The 16,383-nt window shown below is 50.9% G+C and carries 12 protein-coding genes and 1 pseudogene; 5 read left to right on the top strand and 8 right to left on the bottom strand.

Annotated elements, in window-relative coordinates; translation table 11 throughout:
* Positions 1-83 precede the first annotated feature (83 nt).
* Both MKR05_RS08335 and MKR05_RS08330 read left to right on the top strand, forming a co-directional pair.
* Positions 84-614, top strand: a complete 531-nt coding sequence (locus tag MKR05_RS08335; RefSeq protein ID WP_044523602.1) for an anti-virulence regulator CigR family protein — start codon at positions 84-86, stop codon at positions 612-614.
* 117 nt (positions 615-731) lie between these two features.
* Positions 732-1,220 (top strand): DinB family protein, encoded by a 489-nt coding sequence (locus MKR05_RS08330; protein WP_023289975.1) that lies wholly within the window; start codon positions 732-734, stop codon positions 1,218-1,220.
* Between the two features lie 8 nt (positions 1,221-1,228).
* Here MKR05_RS08330 and MKR05_RS08325 read toward each other — a convergent pair whose 3' ends face one another.
* From MKR05_RS08325 to MKR05_RS08315, 3 genes and pseudogenes are all read right to left on the bottom strand, one after another.
* Entirely contained in the window at positions 1,229-1,366 is a 138-nt protein-coding gene (locus MKR05_RS08325) for a hypothetical protein (RefSeq protein ID WP_229583961.1), read from the bottom strand.
* 822 nt (positions 1,367-2,188) lie between these two features.
* Positions 2,189-2,302: pseudogene (locus tag MKR05_RS08320) on the bottom strand (LuxR family transcriptional regulator); the annotation flags it as partial.
* 159 nt (positions 2,303-2,461) lie between these two features.
* The gene (locus MKR05_RS08315) at positions 2,462-3,994 is read right to left on the bottom strand and encodes an MFS transporter (RefSeq protein ID WP_238875669.1); all 1,533 of its coding nucleotides are present in this window, start codon (positions 3,992-3,994) and stop codon (positions 2,462-2,464) included.
* Between the two features lie 120 nt (positions 3,995-4,114).
* Here MKR05_RS08315 and MKR05_RS08310 point away from each other — a divergent pair, with 120 nt between their 5' ends.
* On the top strand, positions 4,115-5,050 hold the full coding sequence (locus MKR05_RS08310) for a LysR family transcriptional regulator (protein WP_248569050.1): 936 nt from the start codon (positions 4,115-4,117) through the stop codon (positions 5,048-5,050).
* Between the two features lie 335 nt (positions 5,051-5,385).
* On the opposite strand, the gene MKR05_RS08305 is transcribed toward MKR05_RS08310, so the two are convergent.
* From MKR05_RS08305 to MKR05_RS08285, 5 genes are all read right to left on the bottom strand, one after another.
* The gene (locus MKR05_RS08305) at positions 5,386-7,122 is read right to left on the bottom strand and encodes an LA2681 family HEPN domain-containing protein (RefSeq protein WP_238875671.1); all 1,737 of its coding nucleotides are present in this window, start codon (positions 7,120-7,122) and stop codon (positions 5,386-5,388) included.
* Between the two features lie 231 nt (positions 7,123-7,353).
* The gene (locus MKR05_RS08300) at positions 7,354-8,247 is read right to left on the bottom strand and encodes a hypothetical protein (protein WP_023289981.1); all 894 of its coding nucleotides are present in this window, start codon (positions 8,245-8,247) and stop codon (positions 7,354-7,356) included.
* A gap of 635 nt (positions 8,248-8,882) precedes the next feature.
* Positions 8,883-9,842, bottom strand: a complete 960-nt coding sequence (locus MKR05_RS08295) for an SIR2 family protein (RefSeq protein ID WP_238875672.1) — start codon at positions 9,840-9,842, stop codon at positions 8,883-8,885.
* A 1,386-nt stretch (positions 9,843-11,228) separates the two neighbouring features.
* Positions 11,229-12,755, bottom strand: a complete 1,527-nt coding sequence (locus tag MKR05_RS08290; RefSeq protein ID WP_023289983.1) for an APC family permease — start codon at positions 12,753-12,755, stop codon at positions 11,229-11,231.
* Between the two features lie 14 nt (positions 12,756-12,769).
* On the bottom strand, positions 12,770-13,540 hold the full coding sequence (locus MKR05_RS08285; protein ID WP_077255375.1) for an SDR family oxidoreductase: 771 nt from the start codon (positions 13,538-13,540) through the stop codon (positions 12,770-12,772).
* Between the two features lie 428 nt (positions 13,541-13,968).
* Here MKR05_RS08285 and MKR05_RS08280 point away from each other — a divergent pair, with 428 nt between their 5' ends.
* Both MKR05_RS08280 and MKR05_RS08275 read left to right on the top strand, forming a co-directional pair.
* Entirely contained in the window at positions 13,969-15,024 is a 1,056-nt protein-coding gene (locus tag MKR05_RS08280; RefSeq protein WP_238875673.1) for a phosphotransferase enzyme family protein, read from the top strand.
* Positions 15,014-16,351 (top strand): aspartate aminotransferase family protein, encoded by a 1,338-nt coding sequence (locus tag MKR05_RS08275; RefSeq protein WP_077272025.1) that lies wholly within the window; start codon positions 15,014-15,016, stop codon positions 16,349-16,351. Before MKR05_RS08280 ends, MKR05_RS08275 begins: the two co-directional genes overlap by 11 nt.
* The last annotated feature ends 32 nt before the right edge of the window (positions 16,352-16,383 follow it).

Genomic DNA, 16,383 nt, shown 5'->3' with positions numbered 1-16,383 from the left:
AAAAATAAGACTATATGAGATTGCCTGGGGCATAGCTTTATCTTATTTTTTATGCGTGTACTCCACATTAAGGAATCAAGATCATGCTTAAGCGTCGCACTATTAAAACAGCACTTGCGGCGGTTATTTCTCTCGCCGTCATGGCGGCTCCGGCCTATGCCAACCCGGGTAACGGCAATGGCAATGGCGGCGGTGGTAATCACGGGAACAGTGGTAACCATGGCAATAGCGGCAATCATGGTAACAGCGGTAACAGCGGCGACCATGGCAATAAAGGACAAAATAAAGGTCAGTCCAATGACGATCATGGCAACCGCAAAAACTACGGCAAGCCCGACCACGTCGACAGCGATATTAGCTTCTCGCGGGCGCGCTCCCTTGCCGTGAACTACGGTCTGGTCGGCTATCAGGCGCTGCCTCCGGGTATCGCCAAAAATGTCGCCCGCGGTAAACCGTTACCTCCGGGTATCGCGAAAAAGACCCTGCCCGCTTCTATGATTAACGACCTGCCCTATTACCCGGGCTATGAATGGCGCGCGGTCGGCGATGACCTGGTGCTGGTCGCCCTGAGCACCGCCATCGTTACCGCCGTGATTAACGGTGTGTTTGACTAAATCACCTGCTGATTAAAAAGCCTCGCCCCGGCGAGGCTTTTTTGTGCCTGGCGCGGGAGAGTGACAACTCGCAGGCATCATCGCTAAGATAATGGCTCAACCAACCCGGGACCGACAATGGACAAAGACACCGTAGTGACGCTGTTGAAATACAAGCGCTGGATTGACCTTGCCACCTTGCAGGCGATCCGCGCGATAGACGGTACAGTACATGGCGAAAAGCGTCACCTGACCCTCAGGCTAATGAACCATATCCATGTCGTTGACATGATTTTCCGGGCGAATCTGCGCGGCGAGACGCACGGTTACACCGCGCTAAATACCCCCGAGACGCCAACCGTTGATGAGCTGGAAACGGCCATGACCGCCTGTACGGACGAATACATTCAGTACGTCAGCGCCATGACGCCCGCCGATTTCCACGAACGTATCGCCTTCAAATTTGTCGACGGCGGCGACGGCAATATGACCGCGATGGAGATGCTCAACCACATGCTCTTTCACGGCGCCTATCACCGCGGCGCGGTAGGCTGGATGATTGGCGAATGCGGCGGCGTGCCGCCGAAAGAGGTGCTGACCGTTTTCCTGCGCGACCATCATTCCTGAGCAAGCTGTCAGCCGTGGATCGCGCGGATGATCAGCAACAGTTCTGCCTGATTACGGGTGTGGGTTTTCCGGTACAGGGCGCTGAGGTGGGTTCTGATGGTGGCGATAGATACGCCCAGATGTAAGGCGCACTCATCCGGCGTCATGCCCCGCACCAGCAGCTCCGCCACTGCGTTCTCGGCAGGCTTGACGTTAAACAGCTCCATCACGGCGCTGCCGGTGAGAAACGGCTCGGGAATAATCACGCAGGCCACCCCGGCAAGGCGGGCCGCCGGGATCACCAGGATCGGTTTCGGCTGGCGCCCGGCGGTATAGCACAGCCCTGCCCTTGGCGGCTCTGCCGTTCGGGTGGCCTGCTCGATAGCCCGTTTCAGTTTTTTGCTGTCGGTATTAAGGCACAGCGTATCGCCCCCGCTGTACCAGGAGAGGCGGGCGTTGGCGCGCAGGTAGCGTTCGGCATGCGCGCTGGCGTAGAGAATGTTACCGCTATGATCCACCAGCCATACCGGGTAGATCCCATTGTCCATCACCGCGCTCTGGTATTTTATGGTGTCCCGCAGCTGTTCAAACCGGGCGTGTAGCTGGCAGGCGGTTTTTAGCGCCGGGATCACGCGCCTGAACAGCTCAAACTGCGCCGGCTGCGGATAAGCTGCCGTATTGGCCGTCATCAGTGACAGATAGGTGGCATAGCCATTGAGGGTGCACAGCTTGACGCTGGTAAGATTATTCAGATCGTTGGGGTGATGAAACTCATTGTAATAGACGCTGCCGGCAATAAACTTATCGCCTAAATACTCGCGGTCCCGGTACATCTGCCCGACCGGTAACGCGGTCAGTATTTTTTCGGCGGGATCGATGGCCAGAAACACGTCGCGATAGGCGGTGAAAACCTTCTCCTCCAGCAGGAGTGAATCGGTCAGCAGGTGCGCATTGCCTTTATCGTAGAACAGAAATGCCGCGTACTGATGGCCGGTGAGGAACGCAAGTTTCTGCAGCGCCGATTTCCACAAATCAGGATCCAGGGTGGCCATCAGCACCGTTTCAAGGATCTCGATGTAAATCAGTTCCGGATCGCTCGCCATACCGCCACCTGTGAGTCACTGTTTCCGCTGCCGGAGCGGCGCATGTGGCCGCCCTAATCAGCATAGTTCCGCCAGAGAAACAATGACAGTCCCGGTTCGCTGAGCAGACCGGAAAAGACGATTGCCGGGAGCGTGACGCCAATGCACCGTCATGGGTGTTCAGGATCCGCTGTGGCGGGTCTGGATAGCGCCCTCCTTGCGGCATAGCGTTCGCCAGACCATCAGGGCGCACAGCAGGGTGACGACCGCCAGCCCGCTAAACAGTACCGTATAAGCAGTGTCATAGCTCTCGCGCAGCGCCCGAAGGGAAAAGTCAGGCAAAAGCGCAGCCGCCTGCGGCATATTACCAGCCCCCAGCCAGCCTGCGGCGCGGTGAATCACCTCGGGCGCATACCCGTGAACGCGACTCTGCAGAGTCAGATTATTGCTTGCCGTTAATACCGCGGTGACGACCGCCAGGGCGATCCCCTCGCCGGCAACGCGAACGGTGTTGAACAGGCCTGCCGCCATACCGGCTTTGGCGACCGGCACTGCGGATATCGCCAGGCCATCCATCAATCCCCAGGGAAGCGCCGCCCCCGCCCCGCACAGGATCAGCGCCAGCACCAGCTGCGGGAGGCGGTGGCTGTGAAAAGCATCACCCAGCAACAGCAACCCGACGGAGGCAATCATCAGCCCCCCCGTGGCCACCTGCCCCGGTGAAAACCAGCGGGTGAGCAGGGCCGCAACGGATGGGAAAATCAGCATCGGCGCGGTCAGCGCCATCAGATACAGCGCGCTCTGCGACTCACTCATCCCCTCTCCGCCCATAAAATGCAGTGGAACGATAATCAGCAGGACAACGTAGCAACAGCAGGTGGCGACAGGCAGCAACAGTACGCCGACAAAACGCGGATGGCGCAGCAGGGAGAGTTCCAGCACCGGGTTGTTCACTCTTCGGCAGCGCACGGCAAACGCAACGAACAGCCCCCCCGATACGATGAACAAGGCCAGCGTGGTCAGCGATAAAAAACCGCGGGCCGGAATGACCATCAGCGAGGCAGTGAACAGCATCAGGGCCAGCGTAAACAGGGTTAAGCCGAGATTGTCGGGTGTCCGCGGCTCGCTTTTTTCTGCCGCGGGCAGATACGCCAGACCGATAAGCAGAACCATCGCCGAGAGCAGCGCAAACAGGGCGTATACGCCGCGCCAGCCCACCGCGTCGGTCATGAAGCCGATCAGCAGCGGACCGAACGCCAGGCCGGCGCCGAACACCGTGCCCAGGATGCTGAATGCCCGCGTCCGCTGAGCGCCGTCATACAACTGGGCCAGCGCCGCACTGCCGCTGGCTAAAATCATCGCCGCGGCCAGACCTTGCAGAGCCCTCAGCGCGCCTGACAGGAAGAGATCGTCCGTCAGGCAAAACAGCAGACTGCTCAGGCAAAACAGCGCGGCGCCGGCGAGAAAGATGCGTTTTCTGTCAATGGCATCCGCCGTCACGCCTGCGGCCAGCAAAAAGCTGCCGAAGGTCAGCATAAAGCCATTGGTCAGCCACGACAGCGCAGCGGGAGAGCCGCCCAGCGACTGCTGTATCGCCGGAGTGGTCATGACGCCGCCGGTAAAACTTAACGGCAGCAGCATGGCCGCCATAAAGACAGAAAGCGCGGCCAGGGCGCTGGCGGATCGGGAATGTGTTCTGGCGGTGAGTAACATCAGGCGGCCCTCATCAGTCGGCAAGGAAGGAATGAATAAACTGCCGCCATCCTATTGCGGATGTTAATGCCGATAAATAGACTGAAAATATCTTCTTAAGAGACATAAGGTTTATAATCGATGGACAGTCTCACCTCGCTAACGTCCTTTGTCCGCACCGCCGAAACGCTAAGCTTTGTTCAGGCCGCCAGGCTGCTGGGCATTTCAGCCTCGGCGGTGGGTAAGAATGTCGCCAGGCTTGAGCATAAGCTGGGGGTCCGGCTGTTTAACCGCAGTACCAGAAACGTCAGCCTGACGGCGGAGGGGGCCGCGTTTCTGACCCGCTGCCAGAGTATCCTGGAGCAGATCCAGGAGGCCGAGTCTGAGCTGACGAGCAGTCTCTCACAGCCCTCCGGCAAATTGAGAATTTCACTGCCTGTCATCGGCTACCGCCTGCTGCTCCCTGCCCTCACCGCCTTTAGCCGTCTTTATCCGCAGGTTGAACTGGATCTCGATTTTAGTGACCGGCTGGTCAATCTGATCGATGAGGGATTTGATATCGCTATCCGCAGCGGTGAACTAGCGGACTCCCGCTTGATCGCCAGAAAGCTGGGGGGTTTTCGTTTTGTGCTCTGCGCCAGCCCGGCATATCTGGCGGAATACGGCGTTCCCGGCTCGCCAGCGGAATTGGCGGCGCACAAGTGCATTTTTTTTCGCTTCCCTTCGACGGGGCTGATCCAGCCCTGGGAACTGCGCGATATGCGGCTGACGGGGGATTTCAGGGCCGCTTCCGTGATGAGGGTCAATAACATTGAGGCTGCCATTCGCTTAAGCGCGGCGGGGATGGGTATCGCCTATGTCCCTGATTTTGTTGTGCGTGAGGCCATCAATGAGGGACACCTGCAGGAGGTGTTGCCCGGCTGTTGCGTCAAGGATGGGCATTTCTCCGTCCTGTGGCCTGCCAGCCGCTACCTGTCGCCGCGAATACGCTGTTTTATCGATTTTATGGCTGCGGCAGAGATACCCTTGTCACCCGCATCGGCAGCCCCGTCCCTTATGTCTAACAATTTGTGGTGATTAGCTACCCCCACTGAAGCAGAGTGAGCCGCCCCCTTCCCTTAAGGTCAGTAAAGTCAGCACCGCTGAACCTTGATTCGCAGCACATGGCCCTCTGCTTCACCTTTCACGCCAGCACATCAGGTTGAACGGTTACCGGGAGCTCGACTCCGTATATCCAAGGCGAACAGGTGTGGAGTAAATCCGAGTTCTTCGTTTCATGACAACGTCCCCCCTTGATTAAGGAAAGCGCTGCATCGACCGATTGAACTCACAGAACGAATCGGACGTACTGGGTAAGTTTAAAGTCTGCTGCGAGCGAAAAGCGGACCTAATGATTTCAATCTTGAGAAATATTACTTTAACGGTACAACAGTTGGCATAACTAGTCCGTCTGTTTGTGGTTTACTTTGCTCTTCTAAGTGAAGTGCTAATGATAAATATATGATTGAATTTCTTGCAAGTTTCATAAGGGTTAAAGTCCTAGATTCAAACTCACTAATTGTTATGAGCAAAGAATGTGTGGACATTCTATGTTTCTCATCTATTAATGATTCAAGTTTTTTCTTCTTAATTTCTAATTCTGATTTCCTCTCAGCAAGAGTTATCACATCATCCAAATTGCTATCATTTTTGATGTTCTTTTTCTCATGATGCAATTTTTTTAATTCCGATTCACATTGATCCTTTTCGACTATGTACTTTTTTAATTGAGCTGAGGTGCTCTCTTTTTCTGATTGCATTAATGTATATCCAAAATCATCGATGATTTTCAATGATCTATGCTCAATAGAGTTTCTTATATCAGAAAATGACTTTGCATCGGGGTCAAGCCAACGGGTTGTAGGGGTTGCATCTTTAACATCTCTGATATCCTTTAAAATATAAAATAAGGCATGAATGAACTGATTTTTACTCTCTTTTAATCGTGGGTGAGGTACCCAAGCTTTCTTTTTTGAAATATCTCTAAATATTGCATCAAAAGATATTTTGTTATCATCTTTGATATCATTAAGCTCTAAAAACCTATGAAGAAAATAAGACACTTTATCAAATAGCGAATACAGAGTTCTAAATGCACTTTTATAATGATTTGCTTTTAAATTGGTTAATGAGTGTGACATGTCTTCAACATGAGGATATGTGTCGTTAAAAAAATGGTTTCTATCCTGAGGAATGTTTAACGCTGTGTAGTAAAGATAACGAGCATAACAAAAATCTTTTTTTAACTCATCAAAATTACCATGATACATTAACGTTTCATGTATGGACAAAGATTGATTCAATTTATAACTGAAGCTAGGAAGCGTAATTATATCTTGAAAAGCAACTTCAGAACAAAGCACGTCATTTAAATCATTGATAAAAAGCTTGTTTTTTCCACACCATGCAAGATAATGCTTCTTCTTTCTTGAGTCAAAGTCGTAACTTTGTTGTTCGAAATCGTAAAAAGAGGATTCAGTAAAATTACTTTCAAACCAATGTTTGAAGCTCATAAGATCACCATCTTCATGAAAAGCAACTTGCTGATCTTCATATAAATAATTTTTGTATTTCAACCCCTGAACGATAAGTTTGTAAGCGACAAAGTAATGATATTCTTGATGACCAGGGTCATATAAAACCTTAGCTAAATATAGCTCGTTCTGTGCCTTACAGATCATTGCAATAGGATTGTTTTGGCTGATGGCTTTATCCCATAATGGAATGCAGCAGAATGCTCGACCTTGAGCACTTAATAAATTTGCAAGGTTTGTTTCAATGCAACTTTTAAAATAAAGGATTTCTTTATTTGGGTGCTTTAATTTGTTTGCAATATTTAAAGATTTTCTGAAAGCTATCACGGCCTTACTGAGATCGTCAGAATACCATTCCATTTCTCTATGCTTATAAAGAGCCTGATAACAATTCCCCACTATATATAAAAATTTAGATTCATCTAGTTTATTTTCAAAATGCATAGAACTGTCATTTAATTCTTTTACAAATTCTGATAATTCAAGGGAACTACCATTCAGAATTAGCTCATCAGCCTTATTGGATAGTTTTCCCAAAATATCTTTGCTAACTTCAGCCTTGTCATTATTTTTCATCCATTCCTCATAATATTCTGTTGTATTTAAGGACTATCAGAAACTATAAACGAATTTGAGTTTTTTATGCTTATTAGCTTCTCATTCTTAACATCTGATGCTTTCTCCAAAGTCCGCTACTGGCACGGAATGGACCGACTGAAGATACGTAAGGTCTGCTACGAGCGATAAGCGGACCTAACATTATTATTTTTGAATAATAAGAGACGGTCAGTTGGCTGTAAGTCTGGCTTAGTTATCCAAAACAGCTTTCCTTTGTATTATTGTTCTAATAAATGCTGCTGATATATGCAAAACGAATTCAGCGTCGTATTCCAAGACAGAAGAAACCTTGTTGCTACCATGTCTTACTGCTGGCTCTGCATTTGTATAAGCGTAAAATTTCTCTATTACAGTTAATAGCATAGGTGAGATAGTGTTTTCTTTTTTCATCAATTTTAATACCTCGCCCAAGGTTGAGGCTGAAGGATAATAAGTCCGACACATGCTTTCTATTGCACTTATTGATTCTTTTATGGAATTTTCTGGATCTTTATGCGCACCTAATGCAAAAGCCCGGGCTTTCACATAGTGCCTCCTTGCAGGTTCAAACTGGTCTTGCAATAAGTTGTTAGTTTCATCGATTTTTTGTTCTAGTTCATTTGGTAGTGGTGTTTCTAACCTACCAGCAGAATTCATTTTCCAGTCAATATTTCGAGATGCGAATAACTCGTTCAATTTCTGACGATATGATGTAAAAGTAATGTCTTCTAATACCTTCTTACTACAAGTATGGCCTCTTTCGACATCTCTTTTTCTTAATAGATCTCCGATAATCTCAACAGCATCATAAAATTGAAACCAACGCATATGTTGCAAACGCGCTTTCAAAGCATCATGGCAGTACCATGAATCGAAATCCTCATGATCCGTTTCTTGACCATTCTCTGCGCAAAGTCGCTCGATCAAAGCCTTAATACCCAGCGGCTTGTTCTCATCATTCGCAATGCGGCTATCACCATCAATGTACAAAAAATTATCGAGGACAGTTACAAAAAATAAAGAGCGAAGCCACTCTGGAGCATCTTCCCGTATCGGCTCTTTATTATACTCAGGATCAAAACCATGTCTGTACGAGAACTTCATCCCACATCTCCCATTCAACTATAGGACTATTAGATAATTATACAACCAACACAAATCCCTTTGCGAATACAAAGAGTCAAAAAATCACAACGAATTTAAGAACTGATCGCTTATTTCTCCTATGGATGTCCGCTTCTGCTACGAAACGGACCACCTGACACACTGCAATGTCTACGACGAGCGAGATGCGGAAGTTGGCAGTTGTTCTCACAACCGATGAAGGCATCACTTAAATTCCGGTACCTTAATCAATGGGAAGCAAGTCATAAGTTTTCTCTCAGGATAAGGTTTGCCATCGAACGTAGGGAAAGAGCATATATCAGATACTAAAGAACTCAATTGCTTCTGTAATGTTATACATCACCTGATTATCACCGCTTGTCACCGCCTGATGCAAAAGGCCAGAAAGCATAGCATCACGTGTGTTAGCTGGTATGACACAGGGGCTGAGTATTCCACGCGACTGCGGATATCTATCCCAGTGAACGCCGAGTTCTTTAGTACCGCCGTTGTATTCGTTCTTATGGTCATAGTGACCATATATTAATACCATCCCATCGTCTTAATGTTATGATTTAATATTTTTCAATATGAAATCATGTTCATTTTATTTCCTCTAGTCGCAATGAGTTAAGTTAGGCTACCATACCCTGATTGATATTAGCACTTATATTCTTGATGGCAGACCAATACATATTCTCGAAGCTATTATCCATTAATTTTATTATAATAACTTCGACATTAAATGCTTCAAGCAACCCTTTTTTCTCATCGCTAATATCGTGGGTGTAAAAATATATTTTGTTATTTATTGTTGCCTCAGATGAAAAACGAGCGCGTTTGTTTAGCAACCACCAAATGTCAGTTTCGCTGTAGTCTAATGAAAAACCGAGAATGTGGACATTGCTTGAGAAAAAGAGATCAACCCAGGAGGTGTGGCAAAACGAAGAGTCACTAATTTTTTCTAGCATGGATTTAACAGTAACGTCAACACCATTAATCTTATGTGAGTACTTACCCTTAACATATGCATCGATTTTGCTAACTGAACCACAGTAATGATCTAAGCCAAGCATGATGGATCTAGGGTTATCTATTTCACCATGTATATTCCAGAGAAACTTTGTATCGTTCTCTAACTCGTACATCCTCTTTCTTCGCAGGCTGTAGATATCCTCAGAACTGAGTTTAACTGGTGAGATGTTAAGCGCCTTTTCGAGGGCGTAGTCGTAATTAGTAGTAAGATAATGCTCAATGGGTAATAATGCTAACGTCTTAAGAACCTCATTTGTTCCCTGCTTGCGCAGTCCGTTAGCTATAACATTTTTTATTTCAAACTCATCTTTTTTTTCGCTTGTATCTGGTGCATGTTTTTCCAGAAATATTCGTTCATACACCATAGTGTTGGGCAGTTGCCCACTCTCGAATTTGTTGATACCTTTTATATTATCCAGCAAATCACTCCAGGTGATGTTATTTTTAGAAAGTCTGTTTATTCCATTACCAAAAAAATAGTGTTTCCCATATGCGCCATTTATTTTCAGCCAGTTAACTGTGTTATTCATTTTTAAAAAATAATCTTGATCCACGATCATTGCTATTCATTAGTATCGTGAAGAGATCAAGTGCTCGTTCATAATCAATTTTATGTTTTCCGTGCGGTGTCGCCTCGATGAATACCCGCATCTCCTGTGGAGAAAACGAGAAATTTTTCGGCAATTTAAGCATCCTCTTTACTGTGCCATCCGCGGAATTACACTGATCACAGATGAGTGTCTCAGGAAACCGAGGCACTCCTAGACTCATGTAGTCAACAGAATGGTCGTGGTGTTTGTGTAACGCTGCAACCCAGTCCATAAAAGCGACCTGTGTGTTCGGAAATCTGAGGGTCCATCTCATGATCTGAAATTTGCTTCGTCCACACCCAGGGCAACTCCAGTCGTCTCCCGTTGCTTTCCATAGTCTATGGTAATGGAGTCCAGTATGGTTCCGGTAATCTTCGTATGAAGGTGTTTTGTTCATTATTATTTCACTTGTGCTCCACATTCAAGGCACTTATGCGGTTGGGTTGCAATTCAGGATGGCTGGCACATCATTTTAATCTATAGGTCATAGCATGTCATCTGAGCACCGATATGACCGATCCGAATCAGTCTTAAATCATCATCTAGAGTGGTCATACACTGGATGGCGTCGTTAAAAACGGGCCTCTTCTCCATCAGGTGCAAACCACAAGAACTTAAGTGACGGATGTTTCCGGGCAAGGATTTATCAGAAATCAATAATTCGCTTCCCACTAGCTAGGGAAAATTTTCGCGCTCACAGCGCATAGTGTACGGCAAGGGCATTTCTACTGGTTTAACAGTGGTAAAACATCCAAACTATCACATCCGTATTGGGCATGCTTACAAATGCAACTGCCTTTCATGTTTCCGCCATGCTCATGCAAGAATTATGGTATTAATAATTATCACAACCGCAGATAGATGGCTATCAATCCATTTCGTTCACTGCGTAACGGACCTGTTATCAATTGATTAATACAGGCTGAGGTCAGCAACGTCCGCTCTTGGCACAGAGCAGACGTTAACACCTACAGCATCAGGAAGCTTCTGAATGCCACATCAGCGGCATGGAGGCGCCAGACAAGGTTACATATGTCTGTAGAGTCAAATGGCGCCGAAAGCCCGGCGTAGCTGGTTACGGGGTCATAAACTCTGCCTGTCTTCCCCCTGCCCTGGTTAGCCTTAACCCGCTATCAGCAATGAAGAACTTTTAACCCCGGTGAGCTGGCTTTACGGCGTTTACGACCTAAAGGGCGTGATTTCCGGGGCCTTTACCAGGGTAGCTTGCAGCTGACGCTTAGGGGGATGTTCTTCAGATATTTCAGCAACACCAGCGAACTTAACACGGTAGCTGAAAAGCCCAGCGCCGGATATCCTGCCGCGCGGCCAGCGAGAGCCGGCGGCAGGTGCGCATCATCAATCATCCGTCAGTACAATGCGTCCTATGACCCGGTACTTTTGCGTATCAAAGAGGTAAAACCAGACCGCGATGGCGGCGCCAAAGCAGAAGCAGGCCAACACGATCCACGGAATGGCATGATAAAAGGAGGAGCTGGCGGCAGCGCCGGCGGCAAACGCCATATTTTTGAATAACAGATAGACGATATAGATCATCCCCATCCCCCCAAGCAACGGCGCAACGCCCGTTTTAAACCAGTGTCCTTTGCCAATATTTTCTTTATTGCCGTGGAAGTAAACTATCACCGCAAAGGCGCAAAGCGCCTGGACAATCATAATGCCCATCGTACCCAACAGCGCCAGCAGGGTGTAAATATCCGCGTAAGGATCTTTCCCGGTGATAAAGAACAGCAACACAATCAGCGTGGCGATAACGGTCTGCACCGTAGAAGCAATATGGGGCGAGCCATGGCGTGAGTGTGAACGACCCAACGTGCGCCCGGCAAACGGAAACAGATTTTCCCGCCCGAGCGCATAGAGATAGCGCGCCGCGCAGTTATGAAACGCCATCCCGCAGGCAAAAGAGCCAGTGATCACCAGCAGCTTAAACACCCCGACCGCCCACTCCCCCAGATACTGGCGTGCCGGACCGTAGAAAATCTCTCCTGCGCGGTTAGGATCCTGCGCAAGGGCAATAGCCCGCTCCGGTCCCGTTCCGGCAATCGCCATCCACGAAATGAACACGTAGAACACGCCGATACCAATCACGCCCAGCAGAGTGGCCAGGGGAATGATCTTTTTCGGGTTCTTCGACTCTTCACCGTACATTGCCGATGACTCAAAGCCCACCCATGACCAGAAGGCGAAGAATAAACCAATTCCGGCACTGGCGCCGACCACCCCTTTCGCCGGGGTAAAGGCGTTCAGCGGGTTGATCGACTCGGGGACAAAACCCTGTGGCCCTCCGCCATGGATCAGCACCGCCACCGCGACGGCGGTGAGGATCAAAATTTCCAGTACCAGGCACAGGCCGAGCACCCTGGAAGTGAGCGAAATATCGAAATAGCTCAGCACTCCGGTGGTCATTAGCATGGCGAAGGCGAAGATGAGCCAGGGGATATGTACGCTGAAGACCGTATTGATTAAATCCTCGCAGAAAAAGGCGAAGATCCCGACCAGCGCGGCCTCGAAGACAATGTAGGTCATGGTCACCGTCACTCCTGACGCCATGCCAACGATCCGCCCCAGGCCGTGTGAAATGAAGCCATAAAATGCGCCGGTAGCGGTAATGTACCTGGCCATCTGCGCATAGCCGATGGCAAACAGGGCAAGGATAAGGGTGGCGACCATAAACCCCGCGGGCGCATACTGGCCATTACCACTGCCCACCGCGATCGGCACATTGCCCAGCATCGCAGTGATCGGCGCCGCCGTGGCGATAGTCATAAACAGCACCCCGCCAAGGCCTACCGCATTTGGCCGCAGCCGCTGTACAACATGTTTCTCCGCCGCTGGCGCGGGATTGGCAAGAATTTCATTGCTCATGATGAACGCTCCGTTCAGTTCAGGCACGCGGCGGATTCAGGCAGGATCTGCCCACCGTCAACAATTAGCGACTGGCCAGTGATGTAGCCAGCCTGACGGGAGGCGAAGAACAGCGCTGCCGCGGCAATATCTTCCACCGTTCCAAGGCGTTTGAGCGGCACGGCGCTGGCCATCCCGGCGATATAGTCCTCGCCCATATCCCTCAACCCTTCCGTGATGATATTCCCCGGCAGGACGGCATTGACGGTAATGTTGTCGCCGGCCAGTTCTAACGCCGCGCTACGCATAAAACCCAGCTGGGCCGCTTTGCTGGCGGCATAGTGAGCCCAGCCCGGATAACCCGTTACCGGGCCGGTAATCGAAGAGGTGAGGATGATGCGACCATACTCTGCCCGTTTCAGCCATGGCAGCGCCGCCTGGACAGTTAAAAAAGTCCCTTTACTGTTGATCGCCTGCACCTCATCCCACTGCTGTTCGCTCATGTCTGCCAGCGGCGCCGAAGGAAAAATCCCCGCGTTGCAGCAGACAATATCCAGCCCCCCACACTGCTGTGCGGCTTCTGCCACACAGGCTTTTACCTCTTCGGCATGACTGACGTTGCAGGTCAGGCCGCGTAGCGTTAGTCCCTGCTCCGCCGCCTGGCCGATCGCGCTATCGATACGCGATGGTGTCCGGGCGGTAATGGTCACCTTCGCTCCGGCGCGGGCAAAGCCGAGTGCAATGCCAAGACCGATCCCACTACTCCCGCCGGTCACCAGCACATGTTTGTTCATAAAATCTGACATCATTTTTCCCCGTCTGTGAAAGTTTTGCGATCCCATCCGTATGGCCTGGCCGTGCAGCGATCTCCGTCGCTGGCAGGAAAAGAATAATCACGTAAATGTTGAATGTTCAACATTTTAATGTGAGATTTCAGCATAAAAATAATGCGCTATGATTGGGCACAGAACTGGTGCAAACAACCAATTAATTTATCCATATATATCAACAAATTAAAAAGGATAAGCTCGCGTTTTTTACGCCTGAATGAGAAAAACACACATTATACGTTCTGTTATGGTGCAACCGACTGAACCCAGCCAACAAAATCACACTAACTATCTGTTATTAAAATAATTAACAAACAAAAATCATGATTGAAGCGCAACAGAAAACAAAAAAACCCTCACACATCTTGCAAATCCCGCAACCACAACATAAAAATGTGTTAAGCGTGTCATTTCAAATTGAGGACAGCATGTTTAACGACGAGTATTTAACAACACTTACCCTGAAGCTGCGGCCGCTCCTGCCCCGCTGGGGGCTCAGCGAAGGCGCAGAGATTGGCCTGCTGACGGTTTCAGAAAATGCCACGTTTCTGGTCAGCGATAAGGCGGCGCAGAGAAAGATCGTGCTGCGAGTGCATCGCCCAAACTACAGCTCAGCGGTGGAGATCCATTCTGAGCTGATGTGGCTAAACGCCCTGCATGCCCGGGGAGGTATCAACATCGCCGTACCGCTTGTACTGGATGATGGGAGCTGTATCGCCAGCCTCATCGACGGCGAAACGGTCACCCACGTCGTGGGATTCACCTTTGTTGCGGGCAGCGAACCGGATACCGGTAGCCATCTCACCGGCTGGTACCATGCCCTGGGAAGGGTTGCGGGAAAACTGCACAGGCACAGCGAAGGCTGGGTAAAACCTGAGGGTTTTCATCGCAAGGTGTGGAACACCGAGACGATTATCGGACGTCATGCCTGGTGGGGGGACTGGCGGAAAATGACGCAACTGAGCGCCGACGATATTACGCTGCTGGAGGCGGTGGAGGCCACAGTGGTCGCCAGACTGGAAGCGTACGGGCAGGACGCCGACCGCTATGGGCTGGTGCACTGCGACATGCGGCTGGCCAACCTGCTGGTGAATGGGAATTCGCTGACGGTGATTGATTTTGACGACTGCGGCATCTGCTGGTTTGGCTGGGATTTTGCCACCGCCGTCAGTTTCATTGAAGACGACCCGGCCCTTGCGGACTACCGCGCTGCGTGGCTTGCGGGTTACCGTAGCGTCCGCCCCTTCAGCCAGCAGGACGAAATGATGCTTCCGGTGCTAGTGATGCTGCGCCGTTTACAGCTGACGGCCTGGCTGGCCAGCCATAGCGAGACAGCCACCGCCCGTCGCTACAGCCCGCAGTGGGGCGCCATCACCGTACGCCTGGCCCAGGCGTTTCTCCTCCAGGCGTCACCGCTTAGCGCTACCGTTAACTGCAAGGAACCTGCTGATGAACAATAAAACCCCCATTCTTCAACTGAACCGTTTTGACGCGCTGACCGGCGTGGCCGACGAAAACCTGAGCAGACAGATTGCCCGTCGTCACGCCACCCAGGGGACCAGTTCGGTGCTGTTTTATCCACAACCGATCGTCATGGCGTCGGCCTCCGGAGCCTGGATGGAAGACTCCGCCGGCAACCGTTATCTGGATATGTATAACAACGTGCCGGGCGTGGGGCATTGTCATCCGCATATCACCCAGGCGATGGTGCGCCAGGCCGGGTTACTGAACACCAACACCCGCTATCTGTTCCCGGTACTGGAGCAGTACGCGGACAGCCTGCTGGCGACTTTCCCCGCCGGGCTGTCGAATGTGATATTCACCTGCACCGGCAGCGAGAGCAACGACATCGCCCTGCGGATGGCCCGCTTTATCAGTGGTCGACAGGGGATCATCGTCACCGAAAGTGCCTATCACGGCAATACAACGGCGGTGATGGAGGTCTCTCCCTCCGGGCACAAAGAGGCCCTCCTGCCCCCGTGGGTGCATACCATTCCCGCCCCTGACCTGCGCAGGCTGACCGCGGGCCAGACGCTGTCTGACCTCTTCGCCGCCGACGTTGAGCGCGCCATGGACGCGCTGGAGGCGCGGGGCTTCGGCTGCGCGGCGCTACTGGTGGATACCATTTTTTCCAGCGATGGCGTTTTCGCCGATCCGCCAGGATTTCTGGCCCAGGCGGTCGCCCGCGTACAGGCGCGGGGCGGACTGTTTATCGCCGATGAGGTCCAGCCGGGCTTTGGTCGGACAGGCTCTCATTTCTGGGGCTTCCAGCGTCACAGTGTGCAACCGGATATCGTCACGCTCGGCAAGCCAATGGGGAACGGTTTTCCCATGGCCGCGGTCATCACGCGCCCGGCTATTCTGCAGGCGTTCAGCGAAAAGACCGAGTACTTCAACACCTTTGGCGGTAACCCGGTGGCTGCCGCCGTGGGCCTCGCGGTACTGGAGGTGATTGAGCAGGAGGCCCTGATGACCAACGCCCAGCGCAACGGGGACTATCTGCGTGCCGGACTGCGCCAGCTGGCCCAGGATTTCCCGGCCATCGCCGACATTCGCGGCGCCGGACTGTTCAACGCCATCGAGTTTGCCCGGCCAGACAGCGGAGAGCCGGATCCGCAGCTGACGAGTCGCGTTATCTATCACTTGAAGCTTGAGGGCGTGCTGATTGGCGCGGCCGGTCGCTTTGGCAACAGCCTGAAGATCCGTCCGCCGCTGTGCTTCAGTCGCAATGATGCAGATTTCTTCCTCGAACGGCTGGCGAAAGTAATGGGCCACCTGAACGCATAGTCTAACCGGGAGGGCAAACATCCAGTTTGTTT

Origin of the sequence: Klebsiella sp. K5-204 (genome assembly GCF_030128585.1) — a bacterium.
GTDB classification, from domain to species: Bacteria; Pseudomonadota; Gammaproteobacteria; order Enterobacterales; family Enterobacteriaceae; genus Klebsiella; species Klebsiella quasipneumoniae.
Note: the sequence above shows the minus strand (reverse complement) of the source record. Positions and strands in the feature narration are given on the sequence as shown.

Excerpts from the sequence above, each read along its gene's own strand:
- MKR05_RS08335 (WP_044523602.1), top strand. The coding sequence starts at position 84 with ATGCTTAAGCGTCGCACTATTAAAACAGCACTTGCGGCGGTTATTTCT.
- MKR05_RS08330 (WP_023289975.1), top strand. The coding sequence starts at position 732 with ATGGACAAAGACACCGTAGTGACGCTGTTGAAATACAAGCGCTGGATT.
- MKR05_RS08325 (WP_229583961.1), bottom strand. The coding sequence starts at position 1,366 with ATGACGCCGGATGAGTGCGCCTTACATCTGGGCGTATCTATCGCCACC.
- MKR05_RS08315 (WP_238875669.1), bottom strand. The coding sequence starts at position 3,994 with ATGTTACTCACCGCCAGAACACATTCCCGATCCGCCAGCGCCCTGGCC.
- MKR05_RS08310 (WP_248569050.1), top strand. The coding sequence starts at position 4,115 with ATGGACAGTCTCACCTCGCTAACGTCCTTTGTCCGCACCGCCGAAACG.
- MKR05_RS08305 (WP_238875671.1), bottom strand. The coding sequence starts at position 7,122 with ATGAAAAATAATGACAAGGCTGAAGTTAGCAAAGATATTTTGGGAAAA.
- MKR05_RS08300 (WP_023289981.1), bottom strand. The coding sequence starts at position 8,247 with ATGAAGTTCTCGTACAGACATGGTTTTGATCCTGAGTATAATAAAGAG.
- MKR05_RS08295 (WP_238875672.1), bottom strand. The coding sequence starts at position 9,842 with ATGATCGTGGATCAAGATTATTTTTTAAAAATGAATAACACAGTTAAC.
- MKR05_RS08290 (WP_023289983.1), bottom strand. The coding sequence starts at position 12,755 with ATGAGCAATGAAATTCTTGCCAATCCCGCGCCAGCGGCGGAGAAACAT.
- MKR05_RS08285 (WP_077255375.1), bottom strand. The coding sequence starts at position 13,540 with ATGTCAGATTTTATGAACAAACATGTGCTGGTGACCGGCGGGAGTAGT.
- MKR05_RS08275 (WP_077272025.1), top strand. The coding sequence starts at position 15,014 with ATGAACAATAAAACCCCCATTCTTCAACTGAACCGTTTTGACGCGCTG.